The sequence below is a fragment of the Enterobacter sp. SLBN-59 genome (genome assembly GCF_024807915.1).
Classification (GTDB): domain Bacteria; phylum Pseudomonadota; class Gammaproteobacteria; order Enterobacterales; family Enterobacteriaceae; genus Enterobacter; species Enterobacter asburiae_B.
This window is the reverse complement of the sequence record NZ_JANUFI010000001.1, coordinates 2,187,084-2,209,432: the sequence shown is the minus strand read 5'-3', so window position 1 is coordinate 2,209,432 and position 22,349 is coordinate 2,187,084. Positions and strand designations below refer to the sequence as shown.

Sequence of the window (22,349 nt, the reverse complement as noted above, 5' to 3'; positions counted from 1 at the left end):
CACTAAAAAACATATCACCCTTTATCGTTTGGATTGAGGGCTGCTGTCAACCGTTGTTGCACTTCAAGCTGCAGGTCATTATTAAGGGCACGCCGGTCCGCTGTTGCGATTATAAATAAATCTTCTACTCGCTCGCCAATCGTTGTAATTCGGGCGCCGTGGAGCGAAATTCCCAGATCGGCAAAAACCTGGCCGACGCGGGCAAGCAGCCCTGGCTGGTCGAGCGCGATCAGCTCCAGGAACGATTTACGGTCGGTGTGGGTCGGCAGGAAATTGACCTCGGTATCGACGGTAAAGTGGCGCAATTTCGCCGGCTGGCGACGCGGCTGCGGGGGCTGCCAGCTGCGCTGGGTAATCGCCTGTTCCAGACCAAAACGTATCCCTTCATGCCTGTCCGACGAGAGCGGGCTGCCGTCCGGCTCAAGCACGATAAAGGTGTCCATCGCCATGCCGTCGCGGGTGGTGAAAATCTGCGCGTCGTGAACGCTCAGGTTACGCCTGTCCAGCTCGGCGCAGACCGCAGCAAACAGATAAGGTCGGTCCGGGCTCCAGATAAAAATCTCCGTCCCGCCGCGGGTGGCCTGCGGGCTCAGCAGGATCATCGGCTGGGACAGATCGTGCTTGAGCAGATGCCGCGCGTGCCACGCAAGCTGGTTTGGGCTATGGCGGACAAAATAGTTGGCGCGGCAGCGGGCCCAAATCTGATGCAGTGCCTCTTCATCAATATTATCCATCCGCAGCAGCGCCAGCGCCTGCAGCTGGTGATGACGCACGCGCTCGCGCATGTCCGGGGTGTTTTGCATCCCGCGACGCAGCTGTTTTTCGGTGGCGAAGTACAGCTCGCGCAGCAGGCTCTGCTTCCAGCTGTTCCACAGGGTCTCGTTGGTGGCGCAGATATCGGCCACCGTCAGGCAGACCAGATAGCGCAGACGGTTTTCCGTCTGAACCTCTTCAGCGAACTGCTTGATCACTTCCGGATCCTGAATGTCACGACGCTGCGCGGTGACCGACATCAGCAGGTGATGGCGCACCAGCCAGGCCACCAGCTGCGTTTCACGCGAGTTCAGGCCGTGCAGTTCGGCAAATTTCAGCACGTCCTGCGCGCCCAGCACCGAATGGTCACCGCCGCGACCTTTGGCGATATCGTGGAACAGGGCGGCAATCAGGATCAGTTCCGGATGGGTCAGGCGCGGCCACAGTTCGACGCAGAGCGGGTGGCGGGAGCGCGTCTCTTCTCTCGCAAAGCTTTCCAGCTTTAGCATCACGCGGATCGTGTGTTCATCCACCGTGTAGGCGTGGAACAGATCGAACTGCATTTGCCCGACAATGTGCGACCACTGCGGCATATAGGCCCACAGCACGCTGTGGCGGTGCATCGGCAGCAGGCCGCGGCTGACGGCGCCCGGGTGGCGGAGCATGCTCAGGAACAGCGAACGCGCTTCCGGGATATAGCACAGCGGCTGCGTCAGATGACGGCGCGCATGGCGCAGATGGCGCAGAGTGGTGGAGTAGATCCCGGTGATGGTGCTGTTGCGCACCATGGTATAGAACATCCGCAGAATCGCTTCCGGCTCGCGGATGAACAGCGTTTCGTCGCGCAGGTCGATAAGCGTGCCGCGCAGCTGGAATTCGTCATCAATCGGGCGCGGTTTTTCGTCCGCCGTCAGGGCCAGAATGGCCTCGTCGAACAGCTGCAACAGCATCTGGTTCAGCTCGCTCACCCGGCGGGTGACGCGGAAGAAATCCTTCATCATGTGCTCAACCGGCTCGTTGCCTTCGCCCTGATAATTCAGACGCTGAGCCACGCTGAGCTGGCGGTCAAACAGCAGGCGGTTATCGTAGCGGGTGACTTCCAGATGCAGGGCAAACCGGATGCGCCACAGCAGGTGCAGGCACTCGTTCAGCTCGTTACGCTCGGCCTCGGTTAAAAAGCCGAAGCCGACCATCTCGTCCATTGAAGTGGCGCCAAAATGGCGGCGGGCGACCCACTGCAGGGTGTGGATGTCGCGCAGGCCGCCGGGGCTGCTTTTAATATCGGGTTCAAGATTATAGCTGGTGCCGTGGTAGCGCTGGTGGCGCTGATTTTGCTCCTCGACCTTCGCGGCGAAGAACTTTTCTGACGGCCAGAAGCCGTCGCTGAAGATGTGTTTTTGCAGCTCCAGGAACAGGGCGACGTCACCAATCAGCAGGCGGGTTTCAATCAGGTTGGTGGCGACGGTCAGGTCCGATAACCCTTCCAGCAGACACTCTTCCAGGGTACGCACGCTGTGGCCGACTTCCAGCTTTACGTCCCAGAGCAGCGTCAGCAGTTCGCCAATTTTTTGCGCCTGTTCGTCCGGCAGCTTTTTGCGGCTTAAGATCAGCAGATCGATATCGGAAAGCGGATGCAGCTCACCGCGGCCATAGCCCCCGACGGCAACCAGCGCAACATCACTGATTTGCCCAAACCCGTAATCGATCCACAGGCGCTGCAGCAGCTGGTCGATAAATTCGGTGCGCGCTTCAATGAGCTGCTCGGCCGACACGCCTGCGTCAAACGCGCTGCCCAGCCAGCGATGGAAAACATCCATATGGGCTTTAATATGCGCGCAGGTCAGCTCGTGCGACGGCCAGACGCCCGGGTTATCGGGCTGGTCGGGGAGGGTGGGAAGTGCTGTGTTAGCATACTGTTCGGGTAAAAGATTACTCATCGTGTGCCACCCATAAGAAAAAGCTATAGCCATTAAAAAAGCCGGCATTTGCCGGCTTTTTTATCATTCATCGTGCGTCAGTATCGCCGGGATAGTGTCATCCTTGCGCAACGTCATAATTTCGCAGCCGTTGTCTGTTACCACAATAGTATGCTCGTACTGCGCAGACAAGCTTCTGTCTTTGGTTTTCACCGTCCAGCCGTCTTTCATGGTACGGATGCGGTAGTCACCCGCGTTGACCATCGGCTCAATGGTAAAGGTCATGCCTTTTTGCAGCACCACGCCGCCGTCATCTGCATCATAGTGCAGGACCTGCGGCTCTTCATGGAAGACGCGACCAATGCCGTGACCGCAGTACTCGCGCACCACGGAGAAACCTTCTGCTTCCACAAACTTCTGGATTGCCGCACCTATGGTACGCAGGCGAATACCCGGTTTAACCATTTTCAGCGCCAGATAGAGGCTGTCCTGGGTGACTTTGCACAGGCGCTCGCCCAGGATGGTCGGCTTGCCAACGATGAACATTTTTGAGGTGTCCCCGTGGTACTCGTCTTTAATGACGGTCACGTCGATGTTGACGATGTCGCCATCTTTCAGCAGTTTTTCGTCATCCGGAATGCCGTGACACACCACTTCATTAATGGAGATGCAGACGGATTTCGGGAAACCGTGGTAGCCGAGGCAGGCGGAAACCGCGTGCTGCTCGTTCACGATATAGTCGTTACAGATACGGTCCAGTTCACCGGTGCTGATGCCCGGCTTCACGAACGGCTCGATCATTTCCAGCACTTCCGCGGCCAGACGACCGGCGATGCGCATCTTTTCAATTTCTTCAGGTGTCTTAATAGAGATAGCCATGTAATCTGTCCATCGGTGTCGATTTTTTCGACAATACTAGTCTAAGTGTCGTCAATGGTATCAGTCAGGCACGCTCCGTGCCAAATTGAGAATCATTAACAGCACACTCCGCCAACAACTGTTGGTTTCTGGTCGTGTTTTGTGGTATAAAGCGCGCCGGACTTCCGATCCATCTCAGATACACAGGCTGGACGGAAGCGACAAATCTCACTTTGTGTAACAACACACACGTATCGGCACATATTCCGGGGTGCCCTTCGGGGTCGGTAATATGGGATACGTGGAGGCATAACCCCAACTTTCAATATAGAGGTTTTAAACATGGCAACTGTTTCCATGCGCGACATGCTCAAGGCTGGTGTTCACTTTGGTCACCAGACCCGTTACTGGAACCCGAAAATGAAGCCTTTCATCTTCGGCGCGCGTAACAAAGTTCACATCATCAACCTTGAGAAAACTGTACCAATGTTCAACGAAGCCCTGGCTGAGCTGAACAAGATCTCTTCCCGTAAAGGTAAGATTCTGTTCGTTGGTACTAAGCGCGCTGCAAGCGAAGCTGTGAAAGATGCTGCTAACAGCTGCGACCAGTTCTTCGTGAACCATCGCTGGTTGGGCGGCATGCTGACCAACTGGAAAACTGTTCGTCAGTCCATCAAACGCCTGAAAGATCTGGAAACCCAGTCTCAGGACGGTACTTTCGACAAGCTGACTAAGAAAGAAGCGCTGATGCGCACTCGTGAACTGGACAAGCTGGAAAACAGCCTGGGCGGTATCAAAGATATGGGCGGCCTGCCAGACGCGCTGTTCGTAATCGATGCAGACCACGAGCACATCGCAATCAAAGAAGCTAACAACCTGGGTATCCCGGTATTCGCTATCGTTGATACCAACTCCGATCCGGACGGTGTTGACTTCGTTATCCCGGGTAACGACGACGCAATCCGTGCTGTTAGCCTGTACCTGAGCGCTGTAGCTGCTACCGTTCGTGAAGGCCGTTCCCAGGATCTGGCTTCTCAGGCGGAAGAAAGCTTCGTAGAAGCTGAATAATAAGGTTTTACCCCTTATTAGTACCGTGTATGAATAGGGGCCCATTACCGGCCCCTTTTTTCAATTTACACTGTTTGGCCCCCGGCCGGGCAGTTCACATCTCCCGAGGATTTAAGAATGGCTGAAATTACCGCATCCCTGGTAAAAGAGCTGCGCGAGCGTACTGGCGCAGGCATGATGGATTGCAAAAAAGCGCTGACTGAAGCGAACGGCGACATCGAGCTGGCAATCGAAAACATGCGTAAATCCGGTGCGATCAAAGCAGCTAAAAAAGCAGGCAACGTTGCTGCTGACGGCGTGATCATCACTAAGATCGACGGCAACTACGGCATCATTCTGGAAGTTAACTGCCAGACTGACTTCGTTGCTAAAGATGGCGGTTTCCAGGCATTTGCTAACAAAGTTCTGGACGCAGCTGTTGCGGGTAAAATCACTGACGTTGAAGTTCTGAAAGCACAGTTCGAAGAAGAACGTGTTGCGCTGGTTGCTAAAATCGGTGAGAACATCAACATCCGTCGCGTATCTTCTCTGGAAGGCGACGTTCTGGGCTCTTACCAGCACGGTGCACGTATCGGTGTTCTGGTTGCGGCTAAAGGCGCTGACGAAGAGCTGGTTAAACAGCTGGCAATGCACATCGCTGCAAGCAAACCAGAATTCGTTAAGCCAGAAGACGTGTCTGCTGAAGTGGTAGAGAAAGAGTACCAGGTTCAGCTGGACATCGCGATGCAGTCTGGTAAGCCAAAAGAAATCGCAGAGAAAATGGTTGAAGGCCGCATGAAGAAATTCACCGGCGAAGTTTCTCTGACTGGCCAGCCATTCGTAATGGACCCAAGCAAGTCTGTTGCTCAGCTGCTGAAAGAGCACAACGCTGACGTAACTGGCTTCATCCGCTTCGAAGTGGGCGAAGGCATCGAGAAAGTTGAGACTGACTTCGCAGCAGAAGTTGCTGCAATGTCCAAGCAGTCTTAATGATTGAAAAGGAGCCGCCTGAGGGCGGCTTCTTTTTGTCACCCGTCACAGGAAATCAGACAGGCTCCAGTATCGCTGTGCTGATTTGCGGCATATCATGTCGCCAGAATTAACCCCCATCTTAATCGTTGACAGTCTCAGGAAAGAAACATGGCTACCAATGCAAAACCCGTGTACAAACGCATTCTGCTTAAGCTGAGTGGCGAAGCGCTGCAGGGATCGGAAGGCTTCGGTATTGACGCAAGCATCCTTGATCGCATGGCACAGGAAATCAAAGAACTGGTCGAACTGGGTATCCAGGTTGGCGTGGTCATTGGCGGTGGCAACCTTTTCCGTGGTGCTGGTCTGGCGAAAGCGGGGATGAACCGCGTTGTGGGCGACCACATGGGTATGCTGGCAACCGTCATGAATGGCCTGGCAATGCGTGATGCCCTGCACCGCGCCTATGTGAATGCCCGCCTGATGTCCGCGATTCCGCTGAATGGCGTTTGCGATAATTACAGCTGGGCAGAAGCCATCAGCCTGCTGCGCAATAACCGCGTGGTGATCCTCTCCGCCGGTACGGGTAACCCGTTCTTTACAACCGATTCCGCTGCCTGCCTGCGCGGTATCGAGATCGAAGCCGATGTGGTTCTGAAAGCGACCAAAGTAGACGGCGTGTTTACTGCCGACCCGGCAAAAGATCCTTCTGCCACCATGTACGATCAGCTGAGCTACAGCGAAGTGCTGGATAAAGAGCTGAAAGTGATGGATCTTGCCGCCTTCACGCTGGCTCGCGACCACAAACTGCCGATCCGTGTCTTCAACATGAACAAGCCTGGCGCACTGCGTCGCGTGGTCATGGGCGAAAAAGAAGGCACTTTGATCACGGAATAATTTCCGTTGACGATAAATACAGGTAAGATTCCGCTTTATTTTGTAGTGGTATCTTACCCGGACGCGCCTTTGGCGTTGTCATGAATTAAACGCGACTATACTTAGCACACCTGTAGCGCTGTGCTGGCGGATAGTCTGCCTGAGACAAGTTTTCAAGGATTCGTAACGTGATTAACGACATCAGAAAAGATGCTGAAGTACGCATGGACAAATGCGTAGAAGCGTTCAAAAACCAAATCAGCAAAATCCGTACTGGCCGTGCTTCCCCAAGCCTGCTGGATGGCATCATCGTAGAATATTACGGTACGCCAACCCCTCTGCGCCAGCTGGCGAGCGTGACGGTTGAAGATACCCGTACGCTGAAAATCAACGTCTTCGACCGCTCTATGAGCCCGGCCGTTGAGAAAGCGATTATGGCCTCTGACCTCGGACTGAACCCAAGCTCTGCGGGCGCAGACATCCGCGTTCCACTGCCTCCGCTGACGGAAGAACGTCGTAAAGATCTTATCAAAGTGGTTCGTGGCGAAGCTGAGCAGGGTCGTGTATCCGTGCGTAACGTCCGTCGCGACGCGAACGATAAAGTGAAAGCACTGCTGAAAGAAAAAGAGATCAGCGAAGATGACGATCGTCGTTCTCAGGACGACATTCAGAAAATGACCGACGCGGCCATCAAGAAAATTGATGCGGCGCTGGCAGAAAAAGAAGCGGAACTGATGCAGTTCTGATTTCTGTCGTACACTGATAAACGCCGTTCAGAAGGACTTCGGGTCTTGCTGGCGGCGTTTTGCTTTTATCTGGTCTAACTTTTTTCGGGCATCTCATGAAGCATTTAACACTCCTCGGCTCAACCGGCTCTATCGGTTGCAGCACTCTCGACGTCGTTCGCCATAATCCTGAACTTTACACCGTGACAGCGCTGGTGGCTGGTAAGAATGTGCAGCGAATGGTCGAGCAGTGCCTGGAGTTTTCGCCCCGCTATGCGGTGATGGATGACGAAGAGAGCGCGCGTCTGCTGAAAGCACAGCTGCGTGAAAAGGGCAGTCGAACCGAAGTGCTGAGCGGCCAGCAGGCGGCCTGCGAGATGGCGGCGATGGATGAGGTGGATCAGGTCATGGCGGCCATTGTCGGCGCGGCAGGGCTGCTGCCGACGCTTGCTGCGATTGATGCCGGTAAGGATGTTTTGCTGGCCAATAAAGAGTCGCTGGTCACTTGCGGACGCCTGTTTATGGATGCGGTGAAGCAGCACGGCGCGCGTCTTCTGCCGGTCGACAGCGAACACAACGCGATTTTTCAGAGTTTACCGCAACCTTTTCAACAGAACCTGGGGTACGCTGACCTGGAGCAGAATGGCGTAGTGTCTATTCTACTTACCGGGTCTGGTGGCCCATTCCGTGAAACGCCACTTTCTGAACTGCGTGCGATGACACCGGATCAGGCGTGCCGTCATCCGAACTGGTCGATGGGGCGTAAAATCTCCGTTGATTCTGCCACCATGATGAACAAAGGTCTGGAATACATTGAAGCGCGCTGGCTGTTTAATGCGTCAGCGAAACAGATGGAAGTACTGATTCACCCGCAATCGGTGATTCACTCGATGGTGCGTTATCAGGATGGCAGCGTGCTGGCACAGCTGGGCGAGCCGGACATGCGTACGCCGATTGCCCATTCAATGGCGTGGCCAAATCGAGTGAAATCCGGCGTGAAGCCGCTTGATTTCTGCAAGCTAAGTTCCCTGACGTTCAGTGAACCAGACTACGACCGCTATCCTTGTCTGAAGCTTGCGATGAATGCCTTTGACCAGGGGCAGGCGGCGACGACGGCACTTAATGCAGCCAATGAAATTACCGTTGAGGCATTTCTGAATCAGCAAATTCGTTTTACCGATATCGCGTCGCTTAATTTATCGGTACTGGACATGATGGATTTGCGCGAACCACAAAGCGTGGAAGAGGTGCTGGCGGTGGATGCAGCTGCGCGTAATATTGCGCGCCAACAGGTGACACGTCTCGCAAGCTGGTGATAAAGCAAGCACTAGTCGTCGTGCTATTTGTTAGCGTTGGGCTTCAGTGATATAGTCTGCGCCACCTGATCGCAGGTATTTGACTTAATGTGGTCAGGTGAGCCGTGGTTTGACACGGCTTTTTTATGTATAGGCTTCAGTATTCCTGAGTACCGTTAAATCCTTTTCAGGGACAAAAAACGCGTTATGTTGTCTGCGAATCAACCAATAAGCGAAAATTTGCCAGCTCATGGCTGCCGTCATGTAGCAATCATTATGGATGGCAATGGCCGCTGGGCGAAAAGACAAGGGAAGATACGAGCCTTTGGGCATAAAGCGGGGGCGAAATCCGTTCGTCGCGCCGTTTCTTTTGCCGCCAACAACGGCATTGATGCGTTAACGCTCTATGCTTTTAGCAGTGAAAACTGGAATCGACCTCTGCAGGAAGTGACTGCGTTGATGGAATTGTTTGTGTGGGCGCTAGACAGCGAAGTAAAAAGCCTGCACCGCCACAACGTCCGCCTGCGTATCATTGGCGATACCAGTCGTTTTAACTCACGTTTGCAGGAACGGATTCGCAAAGCTGAAGCGCTGACGGAAAATAATACCGGTTTGACGTTGAATATTGCGGCGAATTACGGCGGACGCTGGGATATTATCCAGGGCGTTCGGCATCTGGCCGAACAGGTTCAGGAAGGGCTGTTGAGACCCGACCAAATTGATGAAGAGGCGCTGAGCAAGCAAATCTGCATGAATGAACAGGCACCTGTGGATTTGGTAATTAGGACAGGGGGGGAACATCGCATAAGTAACTTTTTGATATGGCAAATTGCCTATGCCGAACTTTACTTTACGGATGTTCTTTGGCCCGATTTTGATGAACAAGACTTTGAAGGTGCGCTGCATGCCTTTGCCAATCGAGAGCGTCGTTTCGGCGGCACCGAGCCTGGTGGCGACAAAGCCTGATGGGGGTAGCTTTTGCTGAAGTATCGCCTGATTTCCGCTTTTGTATTAATACCCATTGTCATTGCGGCGCTGTTTTTACTGCCCCCGGTGGGATTCGCTATTGTCACGCTGGTGGTGTGCATGCTCGCCGCGTGGGAATGGGGACAGTTTAGCGGCTTTACCTCGCGCACTCAGCGAGTATGGCTTGCGGTACTTTGTGGCTTTATCCTGGCCATAATGCTGTTTACGTTGCCTGAATATCACCATGATATTCATCAGCCCCTGGTTGCCGGATCTTTGTGGATATCGCTGGCCTGGTGGGTTGCCGCGCTGTTGCTGGTTCTTTTTTATCCGGGTTCCGCGGCATTGTGGCGTAATTCAAAAGTGCTGCGACTGATTTTTGGCTTGCTCACAATTATTCCTTTTTTCTGGGGTATGGTTGCGCTGCGAGCCTGGCACTACGACGAAAACCACTACAGCGGTGCGATCTGGCTGCTTTATGTGATGATTCTGGTCTGGGGGGCTGACTCCGGGGCCTATATGTTTGGTAAACTGTTTGGCAAACATAAGCTGGCACCGAAGGTTTCTCCGGGCAAAACCTGGCAAGGATTCATCGGCGGCCTGTTTACGGCAGCGATCATCTCCTGGGGCTACGGCGTCTGGGCGAATCTTGAAGTGGCACCGTCAATACTGCTGGTGTGCTCGATTTTTGCTGCGCTTGCCTCCGTGCTCGGTGATTTAACCGAAAGTATGTTTAAGCGTGAAGCAGGGATTAAGGACAGCGGACACCTGATTCCAGGGCATGGCGGTATACTGGATCGCATTGATAGCCTGACAGCGGCTGTTCCAGTGTTTGCGTGTTTGCTTTTACTGGTATTCGGGACGATTTAACGGAAGGTTTTATGCTGAGCATTCTCTGGAATCTGGCGGCGTTCATTGTTGCACTGGGTGTACTGATTACCGTGCATGAATTTGGCCATTTCTGGGTTGCTCGCCGCTGTGGCGTGCGCGTAGAGCGATTTTCCATCGGTTTTGGTAAATCACTCTGGACGCGCACCGACCGCCACGGCACGGAATTTGTCATCGCCCTTATCCCGCTGGGCGGCTACGTCAAAATGCTCGACGAACGCGTCGAGCCTGTCGCTCCTGAGCTGCGACACAGCGCATTCAACAATAAAACCGTTGGACAACGCGCCGCCATCATTGCTGCCGGACCGGTAGCCAACTTCATCTTTGCGATTTTCGCTTACTGGCTGGTGTTTATCATCGGCGTCCCTGGCGTACGTCCGGTGGTGGGTGAAATTGCCCCCAATTCCATCGCGGCGAGTGCGCAAATTACATCCGGGATGGAACTTAAAGCGATTGATGGCATCGAAACCCCTGATTGGGATGCCGTGCGACTGCAGCTGGTAGCCAAAATTGGCGATGCGCAGACCACCATCAGCGTATCGCCGTTTGGTTCAGATACGCGTCAGGACAAAGTACTCGATTTACGTCACTGGCGTTTCGAGCCAGACAAAGAGGATCCCGTCGCTGCACTGGGCATTCGTCCACGCGGCGCGCAGATTGAGCCGGTATTAGCCGAAGTACAGGCAAATTCGGCGGCGAGCAAAGCGGGTTTGCAAGCGGGCGACAGGATCGTTAAAGTCGATGGTCAACCATTAACAGAGTGGATGACCTTTGTTACTCTGGTGCGCGATAATCCGGGAACGTCTCTCGCGCTGGAAGTTGAAAGGCAGGGCAGTCCGCTTTCGCTGACGCTGATCCCGGATACGAAGTCGGTCGGCAAAAAGGCAGAAGGGTTTGCAGGCGTTGTGCCAAAAGTGATCCCGCTGCCAGATGAGTACAAGACAATACGCCAGTATGGGCCGTTCAGCGCCATCCTTGAAGCCACGGATAAAACATGGCAACTGATGAAGCTGACGGTCAACATGTTGGGGAAATTGATAACCGGTGATGTGAAACTGAACAACCTCAGTGGGCCAATTTCGATTGCTCAGGGGGCTGGGATGTCAGCGGAATTCGGGGTGATTTACTATCTCATGTTCCTCGCGCTCATTAGCGTGAACCTTGGGATAATCAACCTGTTCCCGCTTCCCGTTTTAGACGGGGGTCATCTGCTGTTTTTGGCGATTGAAAAGCTAAAAGGCGGACCGGTATCCGAGCGAGTTCAAGACTTTAGTTATCGCATTGGCTCGATTTTGCTGGTGCTGTTAATGGGGCTTGCACTTTTCAATGATTTCTCTCGGTTGTAAGAGAGTGTTAGGAAGAACGCATAATAACGATGGCGATGAAAAAGTTGCTCATAGCGTCGCTGCTGTTTAGCAGCGCCACCGTATACGGTGCTGACGGGTTCGTAGTGAAAGACATTCATTTCGAAGGCCTCCAGCGTGTCGCCGTTGGTGCGGCCCTCCTCAGTATGCCTGTACGCCCCGGCGATACGGTTAATGATGATGATATCAGTAACACCATCCGTGCTCTGTTTGCCACCGGCAACTTTGAGGATGTTCGCGTCCTGCGCGATGGTGATACGCTGCTGGTACAGGTAAAAGAACGTCCGACGATCGCCAGTATCACTTTCTCCGGTAACAAGTCGGTGAAAGATGACATGCTCAAGCAGAACCTTGAAGCATCTGGTGTTCGTGTGGGTGAGTCCCTGGACCGCACAACCCTTTCAGACATTGAAAAAGGTCTGGAAGACTTCTACTACAGCGTCGGTAAATACAGCGCCAGCGTGAAAGCGGTTGTCACTCCGCTGCCGCGTAACCGTGTTGACCTGAAGCTGGTCTTCCAGGAAGGTGTTTCTGCGAAGATCCAGCAGATCAACATTGTCGGCAACCACGCGTTCAGCACCGACGAACTGATCTCCACCTTCCAGCTGCGCGATGAAGTGCCATGGTGGAACGTGGTGGGCGATCGCAAATACCAGAAACAGAAACTGGCGGGCGACCTCGAAACCCTGCGCAGCTACTATCTCGATCGTGGCTATGCGCGTTTCAACATCGACTCGACTCAGGTCAGTCTGACTCCGGACAAGAAAGGTATCTACATTACGGTTAACATCACTGAAGGCGAGCAGTACAAGCTTTCTGGTGTTGAAGTGAGTGGTAACCTGGCGGGGCATTCTGCTGAAATCGAATCGCTGACCAAAATTCAGCCGGGCGATCTGTATAGCGGTTCCAAGGTAACCAAAATGGAAGACAGCATTAAGAAGCTGCTCGGCCGCTACGGTTATGCCTATCCGCGCGTACAGACTCAGCCGGAAATCAATGACGCGGATAAAACCGTTAAGCTGCACGTGAATGTTGATGCGGGCAACCGTTTCTACGTGCGTAAGATCCGCTTCGTCGGTAACGACACCTCCAAAGATTCCGTTCTGCGTCGCGAAATGCGTCAGATGGAAGGCGCATGGTTGGGAAGCGACCTCGTTGATCAGGGTAAAGAGCGTCTGAACCGTCTGGGCTATTTTGAAACGGTGGATACCGATACCCAGCGCGTACCAGGCAGCCCGGATCAGGTTGATGTCGTATATAAAGTGAAAGAGCGCAACACCGGTAGCTTCAACTTCAGTGTGGGTTACGGTACTGAAAGCGGCGTCAGCTTCCAGGTAGGCGTGCAGCAGGATAACTGGCTGGGTACGGGTTACTCTGTCGGTATTAACGGCACCAAAAACGACTACCAGACCTACTCTGAGTTCTCTGTGACTAACCCATACTTCACCGTAGACGGTGTGAGCCTGGGCGGTCGTATCTTCTATAACGACTTTAAAGCAGATGACGCGGACCTGTCTTCTTACACCAACAAGAGTTACGGTGTCGACGGTACGCTTGGCTTCCCGGTTAACGAATACAACACCCTGCGTGCGGGCTTGGGTTACGTGCATAACGACCTCTCCAACATGCAACCGCAGGTGGCGATGTGGCGCTATCTGGACTCTATCGGCCAGTCAACCAGTAAAAATGGTAATGACAATGGCTTCGCGGCGGATGACTTCACCTTTAACTACGGCTGGACCTATAACCGTCTCGACCGTGGTTACTTCCCAACGGAAGGTTCTCGCGTCAACCTGAACGGTAAAGTTACCGTGCCGGGTTCCGACAACGAGTTCTATAAGGTCACGCTGGATACCGCGTCCTACTTCCCGATCGATGACGATCATAAGTGGGTGGTTCTGGGTCGTACCCGTTGGGGCTATGGCGATGGTCTGGGTAGCAAAGAACTGCCGTTCTATGAAAACTTCTATGCGGGTGGCTCCAGCACCGTTCGTGGTTTCCAGTCCAACAACATTGGTCCGAAAGCGGTTTACTACGGCGGAAACGACAAAGATAACTGTGATAAGTCTTCCTCGTCAGAAGTCTGTAGCTCCAATGACGCGGTGGGCGGTAACGCCATGGCCGTTGCCAGCCTGGAGTTCATCACGCCAACGCCGTTTATCAGTGATAAATATGCGAACTCGGTCCGTACGTCCTTCTTCTGGGATGCCGGTACCGTGTGGGATACCAACTGGCAGAATACTGCCCAGATGCGCGCAGAAGGCATTCCTGACTACAGCGATCCGAGCAATATTCGCATGTCTGCCGGTATCGCATTACAATGGATGTCACCGCTGGGGCCGTTGGTCTTCTCCTACGCCCAGCCGTTTAAGAAATATGATGGAGACAAAGCGGAGCAATTCCAGTTTAACATTGGTAAAACCTGGTAATAATCCGCTGCAAAGGAATGCGTTGGCAGTGTAGCGCTGACAACTGGCGATCGGTAACACGGTCGCCTTGCCACGCAAAGAACGGTACCTTCTGGTGCCAATGGGATGGTAAGGAGTTAATTGTGAAAAAGTGGTTATTAGCTGCAGGTCTCGGTTTAGCGATGGCAACTTCTGCTCAGGCAGCAGACAAAATTGCAATCGTCAACATGGGTAATTTGTTCCAGCAGGTTGCACAGAAAACGGGTGTTTCTGCGACTCTGGAAAACGAATTCAAAGGCCGTGCAAGCGAACTGCAGGGTATGGAAAACGATCTTCAGTCCAAAATGCAGCGTCTGCAGCGTGATGGTTCTACCATGAAAGCAAGCGACCGCAGCAAGCTGGAAAAAGACGTAATGGCTCAGCGCCAGACGTTCTCCCAGAAAGCGCAGGCTTTCGAGCAGGATCGTCAGCGTCGTTCTAACGAAGAACGCGGCAAGCTGGTAACTCGCATTCAGACTGCTGTTAAAGCAGTGGCTGCCGATCAGAGTATCGATCTGGTTGTAGATGCGAACGCCGTTGCTTATAACAGCAAAGATGTTAAAGACATCACTGCTGATGTTCTGAAACAGGTTAAATAAGTAATGCCTTCAATTCGACTGGCTGATTTAGCTCAGCAGTTGGATGCAGAATTACACGGTGATGGCGATATCGTCATCACCGCTGTTGCGTCCATGCAATCTGCTAAAGCTGGCACGATTACCTTCATGGTAAGCCCTAAGTACCGTGAGCAACTGGCTCAATGCCAGGCGTCAGCTGTTGTACTGACGCAGGACGATCTTCCATTTGCCACTGTAAGCGCGCTGGTAGTGAAAAACCCCTACCTGACGTATGCACGCATGGCTCAAATTCTTGATACCACGCCGCAGCCGGCCCAGAACATTGCGGCCAGTGCAGCGATTGATGCGACGGCCAGGCTTGGTAACAACGTCGCCGTTGGCGCGAATGCAGTTATCGAATCCGGCGTTGTGCTGGGCGATAACGTCGTCATTGGCCCGGGCTGCTTCGTTGGGAAAAATACGAAAATCGGCGCCGGAACCCGTTTATGGGCCAATGTGTCCGTTTATCATGATGTTGAAATTGGCGAAAATTGCCTCGTCCAGTCCAGCACCGTTATTGGTTCTGATGGCTTTGGTTACGCTAACGATCGTGGTAACTGGGTTAAGATCCCGCAGCTTGGTCGCGTTATTATTGGCGATCGCGTAGAGATCGGCGCCTGTACCACCATTGACCGTGGCGCGCTTGACGACACGATCATTGGCAATGGTGTTATCATCGATAACCAGTGCCAGATTGCGCATAACGTTGTGATTGGCGACAATACCGCGGTTGCGGGTGGCGTCATTATGGCAGGCAGCCTGAAAATTGGCCGTTATTGCATGATTGGCGGCGCGAGCGTGATTAATGGCCATATGGAAATATGCGACAAGGTGACTGTGACGGGAATGGGCATGGTAATGCGTCCTATCACTGAACCTGGCGTCTATTCCTCAGGTATTCCGCTACAACCCAACAAGGTATGGCGTAAAACAGCAGCTCTGGTGATGAACATTGATGATATGAGCAAGCGCCTCAAGTCCCTTGAGCGTAAGATCGATCAACAAGATTAAGCGTCATCCGTTTAACGCTATTTTTCCCGGCCTGTCGGCTTTCTAATAAACCGGCAGGCCGTGTTATTATTGTTATCAGTACATTTTGACAGGAAGAGTATTTTGACTACTGACACTCATACTCTGCATATTGAAGAGATTTTAGAACTTCTGCCGCACCGCTACCCGTTTCTGCTGGTAGACCGTGTGCTGGATTTTGAAGAAGGTCGTTTTCTGCGCGCAGTGAAAAATGTTTCCGTGAACGAGCCGTTTTTCCAGGGACACTTCCCTGGTAAGCCTATCTTCCCGGGTGTGTTGATTCTGGAAGCGATGGCTCAGGCTACCGGTATTCTGGCGTTTAAAAGCGTTGGCAAACTGGAGCCAGGTGAGCTGTATTACTTCGCGGGTATTGATGAAGCGCGCTTTAAGCGCCCTGTCGTGCCTGGTGATCAGATGATCATGGAAGTCACTTTTGAAAAAACGCGTCGTGGCCTGACTCGCTTCAAAGGCGTAGCGCTGGTTGACGGCAAAGTTGTTTGCGAAGCGACGATGATGTGTGCTCGTAGCCGGGAGTCCTGATACGTGATTGATAAATCCGCCTTTATTCATCCTACCGCTATTGTGGAAACCGGTGCCATCATTGGCGCTAACGTCCACATTGGCCCGTTTTGTATTGTTGGACCCCATGTCGAAATTGGTGAGGGTACAGTACTGAAATCTCACGTTGTCGTGAATGGTCACACGACCATTGGCTGCAATAACGAGATCTATCAGTTCGCTTCCATCGGCGAAGTTAACCAGGATCTGAAATATGCTGGTGAGTCGACCCGTCTGGAAATTGGCGATCGTAACCGTATTCGCGAAAGCGTCACTATTCATCGTGGAACAGTACAGGGTGGTGGGTTGACGAAGGTGGGCAGCGATAACCTGTTTATGGTTAATGCGCATATTGCGCACGACTGTACCGTGGGTGACCGCTGTATTCTTGCCAACAACGCAACGCTGGCAGGACACGTATCGGTTGATGACTTCGCAATTATTGGCGGCATGACCGCAGTCCATCAGTTCTGCATCATTGGTGCGCACGTGATGGTTGGCGGATGCTCCGGTGTGGCGCAGGACGTCCCACCGTATGTGATTGCGCAGGGCAACCATGCCACGCCGTTTGGCGTGAACATCGAAGGCCTCAAGCGTCGTGGTTTTAGTCGCGAAGCGATTACTGCCATCCGCAACGCGTACAAACTGCTGTACCGTAGCGGTAAAACGCTGGAAGAGGCGAAGCCGGAAATTGCCGAGCTGGCGAATAAGCACCCGGAAGTGAACGCGTTCATGGAATTCTTTGACCGTTCAACAAGGGGTCTGATTCGTTAATGGTCGACAGTCGTCCGCTTACGATAGCCCTGGTCGCCGGAGAAACCTCCGGCGATATTCTTGGTGCCGGTCTCATCCGCGCGCTTAAGGCGCGTGTACCCAATGCTCGCTTTGTCGGCGTTGCTGGCCCGCTGATGCAGGCCGAAGGCTGTGAAGCCTGGTATGAAATGGAAGAACTCGCCGTGATGGGCATCGTTGAGGTGCTGGGACGGCTACGCCGTTTGCTGCACATCCGCGCCGATCTCACCCGCCGTTTTACCGAACTCAAACCCGATGTGTTTGTCGGTATTGATGCACCTGATTTCAACATTACCCTCGAAGGGAATCTGAAAAAGCAGGGTATCAAAACGATTCACTACGTCAGTCCGTCCGTCTGGGCGTGGCGACAGAAACGCGTTTTCAAAATCGGACGGTCCACCAACCTGGTGCTGGCTTTCCTGCCTTTCGAAAAAGCGTTTTACGACCGATTTAATGTTCCGTGCCGTTTTATCGGTCATACCATGGCGGATGCGATGCCATTGGATCCGGATAAAAACGCGGCGCGCGACGCGCTGGGCATCCCGCACGATGTGCACTGTCTGGCACTGCTACCGGGCAGCCGTGGCGCAGAAGTTGAGATGCTGAGCGCCGATTTCCTCAAAACTGCGCAAATTCTTCGCCAGACCTATCCGGATCTTGAAGTGGTTGTTCCGCTGGTAAATGCCAAACGCCGTGAGCAGTTTGAGCGCATCAAAGCGGAAGTCGCCCCGGATCTTCACGTCCGTCTTCTGGACGGGAAAGGGCGGGAAGCGATGTATGCGAGCGATGCCGCGCTGCTGGCCTCCGGCACGGCGGCGCTGGAATGCATGCTGGCGAAATGCCCGATGGTGGTCGGTTATCGCATGAAGCCGTTCACTTTCTGGCTGGCAAAACGTCTGGTTAAAACGGATTATGTCTCCCTGCCAAACCTGCTTGCCGGGCGCGAGCTGGTGAAAGAGCTGCTGCAGGATGAGTGCCAGCCGCAGGCGCTTGCCGATGCACTACTGCCGCTGCTCGCGAACGGCAAGACCAGCCACCAGATGCACGATACCTTCCGCGAACTGCATCAACTGATCCGCTGTAATGCTGATGAGCAAGCGGCTGATGCGGTGCTGGAGTTAGCAAAATGATGGAATTTGTTTATCCTCACACTCGCCTTGTGGCGGGCGTGGACGAAGTGGGTCGTGGCCCGTTGGTCGGGGCTGTGGTGACTGCCGCGGTGATCCTCGATCCGGCTCGCCCGATTATCGGGCTGAACGACTCAAAAAAATTGTCTGAAAAACGCCGTCTGGCGCTGTTCAGTGAGATTCAGGAGAAGGCGCTGGCCTGGAGCCTGGGGCGCGCTGAACCGCATGAAATAGACGAGCTGAATATTTTGCATGCCACGATGCTGGCGATGCAGCGTGCGGTAGCAGGTCTGAAAATTTCCCCGGAATATGTCCTGATTGACGGCAACCGCTGTCCGGCATTGCCCATGCCTTCAATGGCGGTCGTCAAAGGCGATAGTCGGGTCGCAGAAATTAGCGCAGCTTCTATCATTGCCAAAGTGACGCGCGACGCCGAAATGGCCGCGCTGGACCTCACTTATCCTCAGTATGGTTTCGCCCAGCATAAGGGTTATCCCACACCTTTCCATCTGGAAAGGCTGGCTGAACATGGCGCAACCGAACATCACCGGCGCAGTTTTGGCCCGGTGAAACGCGCGCTGGGACGGGTGTCCTGAATCAATACGCAAGCAATTAAGTAACGCGGAATCTGAAGATGGCTGAACCACGTTTCGTACACCTGCGGGTGCATAGCGACTACTCCATGATCGATGGGCTGGCGAAGACCGGGCCGCTGGTAAAAAAGGCGGCCTCCCTTGGCATGCCCGCGCTGGCGATCACCGATTTTACCAACCTGTGTGGCCTGGTGAAGTTCTACGGAACGGCGCACGGTGCGGGAATGAAGCCTATCGTCGGCGCAGATTTTCATGTCCAGAGCGATCTCGTCGGCGATGAAATGACGCAAATCTCCGTGCTGGCGATGAACAACACGGGCTATCAAAACCTCACTCTGCTTATCTCAAAAGCTTATCAGCGCGGATATGGTGCGCTGGGCCCGTGGATCGACAGGGACTGGCTGGCTGAGCTGAACGAAGGGCTGCTGCTGATCTCTGGCGGCCGTATGGGCGATGTCGGTAAATGTCTGCTGCGCGGCAATAGCGCGCTGGTGGATCAGTGCGTCTCGTTCTATGAGGAGTATTTCCCGGATCGTTATTATCTGGAGTTGATCCGCACCGGTCGCCAGGACGAAGAGAGCTATCTCCATGCGGCGGTCGCACTTGCGGAAGAACGCGGGCTGCCCGTCGTCGCGACAAACGATGTACGCTTCCTCGAGCCGGGAGATTTTGACGCTCACGAAATTCGCGTGGCGATCCACGATGGCTTCACGCTCGACGATCCGAAACGGCCGCGTAATTACTCCGCTCAACAGTACATGCGCAGCGAGGAGGAGATGTGTGAACTCTTCTCCGATATCCCCGAAGCGCTGGAAAACAGCGTAGAGATCGCCAGGCGCTGTAACGTTACCGTCCGCCTCGGTGAATACTTCCTGCCGCAGTTCCCGACGGGTGACATGACCACGGAAGATTTCCTGGTCGTGAAATCAAAGGAAGGTCTGGAAGAGCGTCTGGAATTCCTGTTCCCGGATGAGGCCGTTCGCAAAGAGAAGCGGCCGCCGTACGATGAGCGCCTGGATATTGAACTCCAGGTAATCAACCAGATGGGCTTCCCGGGCTACTTCCTGATCGTAATGGAGTTTATCCAGTGGTCGAAGGATAACGGCGTACCGGTTGGACCGGGACGTGGCTCCGGTGCGGGATCGCTTGTGGCCTATGCGCTTAAAATTACCGACCTCGATCCGCTGGAATTCGACCTGCTGTTCGAACGTTTCCTTAACCCGGAACGTGTTTCCATGCCCGACTTTGACGTCGACTTCTGCATGGAGAAACGCGACCAGGTGATCGAGCACGTTGCCGATATGTACGGCCGTGATGCGGTATCGCAGATTATTACGTTCGGTACGATGGCGGCGAAGGCGGTTATTCGTGACGTCGGCCGCGTGCTGGGCCACCCGTACGGGTTTGTCGATCGTATTTCGAAGCTGGTGCCGCCCGATCCGGGCATGACGCTGGCAAAAGCGTTTGAAGCCGAACCTCAGCTGCCGGAAATCTACGAAGCTGACGAAGAAGTGAAAGCGCTGATTGACATGGCGCGCAAGCTGGAAGGCGTCACGCGTAACGCCGGTAAGCATGCGGGGGGCGTGGTTATCGCCCCGACCAAAATTACCGACTTCGCGCCGCTCTACTGCGATGAAGCGGGTGAGCATCCGGTTACTCAGTTTGATAAGAACGACGTAGAATACGCCGGGCTGGTGAAGTTTGACTTCCTCGGCCTGCGTACGCTGACGATCATCGACTGGGCGCTGAAGATGATCAACCCGCGCCGGGAAAAGCAGGGCCTTGAGCCGATAGACATTGCCGCCATTCCGCTGGATGACAAGAAAAGTTTCGACATGCTGCAGCGCTCGGAGACGACGGCCGTCTTCCAGCTTGAATCCCGCGGCATGAAAGATCTGATTAAACGCCTGCAGCCCGACTGCTTCGAAGATATGATCGCACTGGTCGCCCTGTTCCGTCCGGGCCCACTGCAGTCAGGGATGGTAGATAACTTTATCGACCGTAAGCACGGTCGCGAAGAGATTTCTTACCCGGACGTTCAGTGGCAGCATGAAAGCCTGAAGCCGGTGCTGGAGCCAACCTACGGCATTATCCTGTATCAGGAACAGGTCATGCAGATTGCTCAGGTGCTTTCCGGCTATACGCTCGGCGGCGCGGACATGCTGCGTCGTGCGATGGGTAAGAAAAAGCCGGAAGAGATGGCCAAGCAGCGCTCCATCTTTGAAGACGGGGCGAAGAAAAACGGCGTTGACGGCGAGCTGGCGATGAAAATCTTCGACCTGGTGGAGAAATTCGCCGGGTACGGATTTAACAAATCTCACTCCGCCGCCTATGCTTTGGTGTCGTATCAAACGCTGTGGCTGAAAGCGCACTATCCTGCTGAATTTATGGCGGCGGTAATGACGGCCGATATGGACAACACCGAGAAAGTGGTTGGCCTGGTGGACGAGTGCTGGCGCATGGGGCTTAAGATCCTGCCGCCGGATATTAACTCAGGGCTCTACCACTTCCACGTCAACGACGATGGAGAGATCGTTTATGGGATCGGCGCGATCAAAGGTGTGGGCGAAGGTCCGATCGAGGCGATCATCGAAGCGCGTAACAACGGCGGGTATTTCCGCGAGCTGTTCGATCTTTGCGCCCGTACCGACACCAAAAAACTGAACCGTCGCGTGCTGGAAAAACTGATCATGTCCGGCGCGTTTGACAGGCTGGGGCCGCACCGCGCCGCGCTGATGAATTCCCTCGGCGACGCCCTGAAAGCGGCGGATCAGCATGCAAAAGCGGAAGCCATTGGTCAGGCGGATATGTTCGGCGTGCTGGCGGAAGAGCCAGAGCAGATCGAGCAATCTTATTCCAACTGCCAGCCGTGGCCAGAACAGGTGGTACTGGATGGGGAGCGTGAGACGTTAGGCTTGTACCTGACGGGGCACCCGATCAACCAGTACATCAAAGAAATTGAGCGCTATGTCGGCGGCCACAGGCTTAAAGACATGCATCCGACAGAACGTGGTAAAATCACCACGGCTGCGGGGCTCGTGATTGCCGCAAGGGTTATGGTCACCAAGCGCGGTAATCGTATCGGCATCTGTACGTTGGATGACCGTTCCGGGCGTCTGGAGGTGATGTTGTTCACCGACGCGCTGGATAAATACCAGCAATTGCTGGAAAAAGACCGCATACTTATCGTCAGCGGACAGGTCAGCTTTGATGACTTCAGTGGGGGGCTTAAAATGACCGCCCGCGAAGTGATGGACATTGACGAAGCCCGGGAAAAATATGCTCGCGGGCTTGCTATCTCGCTGACGGACAGGCAAATTGATGACCAGCTTTTAAACCGACTCCGTCAGTCTCTGGAACCCCACCGCTCGGGGACAATTCCAGTACATCTCTACTATCAGAGGGCGGATGCACGTGCGCGGTTGCGCTTTGGTGCAACGTGGCGTGTCTCTCCGAGCGATCGTTTACTGAACGATCTCCGTGGCCTCATTGGTTCGGAGCAGGTGGAACTGGAGTTTGACTAATACAG

18 protein-coding genes are annotated in these 22,349 nt (G+C 54.0%); 16 read left to right on the top strand and 2 right to left on the bottom strand.

All coding sequences use genetic code 11. The features are described from left to right. Positions 1-14: 14 nt before the first annotated feature. Complete coding sequence (gene glnD / locus M2422_RS10610) at positions 15-2,690, bottom strand: bifunctional uridylyltransferase/uridylyl-removing protein GlnD (RefSeq protein ID WP_048978987.1); 2,676 nt, start codon at positions 2,688-2,690, stop codon at positions 15-17. Positions 2,691-2,753: 63 nt separating this feature from the next. Beyond that, positions 2,754-3,548 carry a type I methionyl aminopeptidase gene (gene map, locus M2422_RS10605; protein ID WP_064673254.1) on the bottom strand — a complete coding sequence of 265 codons (795 nt, stop codon included), beginning with the start codon at positions 3,546-3,548 and terminating at the stop codon, positions 2,754-2,756. A gap of 321 nt (positions 3,549-3,869) precedes the next feature. Between map and rpsB the strand changes: the two genes are divergently transcribed. The 16 genes from rpsB to dnaE all read left to right on the top strand — a co-directional run bounded on the left by rpsB (position 3,870) and on the right by dnaE (position 22,344). Continuing rightward, the gene (gene rpsB, locus M2422_RS10600) at positions 3,870-4,595 is read left to right on the top strand and encodes a 30S ribosomal protein S2 (protein WP_003856207.1); all 726 of its coding nucleotides are present in this window, start codon (positions 3,870-3,872) and stop codon (positions 4,593-4,595) included. A gap of 117 nt (positions 4,596-4,712) precedes the next feature. After that, a complete protein-coding gene (gene tsf / locus M2422_RS10595; protein WP_014882627.1) occupies positions 4,713-5,564 on the top strand; it encodes a translation elongation factor Ts in 852 nt (283 codons plus the stop codon). A gap of 150 nt (positions 5,565-5,714) precedes the next feature. Continuing rightward, complete coding sequence (gene pyrH, locus M2422_RS10590) at positions 5,715-6,440, top strand: UMP kinase (protein ID WP_008501910.1); 726 nt, start codon at positions 5,715-5,717, stop codon at positions 6,438-6,440. A gap of 167 nt (positions 6,441-6,607) precedes the next feature. Further along, a complete protein-coding gene (gene frr, locus M2422_RS10585) occupies positions 6,608-7,165 on the top strand; it encodes a ribosome recycling factor (protein ID WP_003856180.1) in 558 nt (185 codons plus the stop codon). A gap of 95 nt (positions 7,166-7,260) precedes the next feature. Further along, on the top strand, positions 7,261-8,460 hold the full coding sequence (gene ispC, locus M2422_RS10580) for a 1-deoxy-D-xylulose-5-phosphate reductoisomerase (protein ID WP_064673255.1): 1,200 nt from the start codon (positions 7,261-7,263) through the stop codon (positions 8,458-8,460). 186 nt (positions 8,461-8,646) lie between these two features. Beyond that, positions 8,647-9,405, top strand: a complete 759-nt coding sequence (gene ispU, locus M2422_RS10575) for a (2E,6E)-farnesyl-diphosphate-specific ditrans,polycis-undecaprenyl-diphosphate synthase (protein WP_024907522.1) — start codon at positions 8,647-8,649, stop codon at positions 9,403-9,405. A gap of 12 nt (positions 9,406-9,417) precedes the next feature. After that, entirely contained in the window at positions 9,418-10,275 is an 858-nt protein-coding gene (gene cdsA / locus M2422_RS10570) for a phosphatidate cytidylyltransferase (protein WP_023310457.1), read from the top strand. Positions 10,276-10,286: 11 nt separating this feature from the next. Then, positions 10,287-11,639, top strand: a complete 1,353-nt coding sequence (gene rseP, locus M2422_RS10565; RefSeq protein ID WP_033144672.1) for a sigma E protease regulator RseP — start codon at positions 10,287-10,289, stop codon at positions 11,637-11,639. A 29-nt stretch (positions 11,640-11,668) separates the two neighbouring features. Continuing rightward, entirely contained in the window at positions 11,669-14,086 is a 2,418-nt protein-coding gene (gene bamA / locus M2422_RS10560) for an outer membrane protein assembly factor BamA (protein ID WP_259140604.1), read from the top strand. Between the two features lie 122 nt (positions 14,087-14,208). Further along, on the top strand, positions 14,209-14,703 hold the full coding sequence (gene skp, locus M2422_RS10555; protein ID WP_032644135.1) for a molecular chaperone Skp: 495 nt from the start codon (positions 14,209-14,211) through the stop codon (positions 14,701-14,703). 3 nt (positions 14,704-14,706) lie between these two features. After that, positions 14,707-15,732, top strand: a complete 1,026-nt coding sequence (gene lpxD / locus M2422_RS10550; protein WP_032644136.1) for a UDP-3-O-(3-hydroxymyristoyl)glucosamine N-acyltransferase — start codon at positions 14,707-14,709, stop codon at positions 15,730-15,732. 102 nt (positions 15,733-15,834) lie between these two features. Further along, entirely contained in the window at positions 15,835-16,290 is a 456-nt protein-coding gene (gene fabZ / locus M2422_RS10545; protein ID WP_010426706.1) for a 3-hydroxyacyl-ACP dehydratase FabZ, read from the top strand. A 3-nt stretch (positions 16,291-16,293) separates the two neighbouring features. Next, positions 16,294-17,082, top strand: a complete 789-nt coding sequence (lpxA, locus tag M2422_RS10540) for an acyl-ACP--UDP-N-acetylglucosamine O-acyltransferase (protein ID WP_023310462.1) — start codon at positions 16,294-16,296, stop codon at positions 17,080-17,082. Next, positions 17,082-18,230, top strand: coding sequence for a lipid-A-disaccharide synthase (gene lpxB / locus M2422_RS10535; protein WP_023334578.1), 1,149 nt, complete (start codon positions 17,082-17,084; stop codon positions 18,228-18,230). The genes lpxA and lpxB overlap by 1 nt, the downstream gene beginning before the upstream one ends. Then, entirely contained in the window at positions 18,227-18,823 is a 597-nt protein-coding gene (gene rnhB / locus M2422_RS10530) for a ribonuclease HII (protein WP_024907528.1), read from the top strand. The genes lpxB and rnhB overlap by 4 nt, the downstream gene beginning before the upstream one ends. 38 nt (positions 18,824-18,861) lie before the next feature. Continuing rightward, positions 18,862-22,344 carry a DNA polymerase III subunit alpha gene (dnaE, locus tag M2422_RS10525; RefSeq protein ID WP_033144674.1) on the top strand — a complete coding sequence of 1,161 codons (3,483 nt, stop codon included), beginning with the start codon at positions 18,862-18,864 and terminating at the stop codon, positions 22,342-22,344. Positions 22,345-22,349 lie beyond the last annotated feature (5 nt).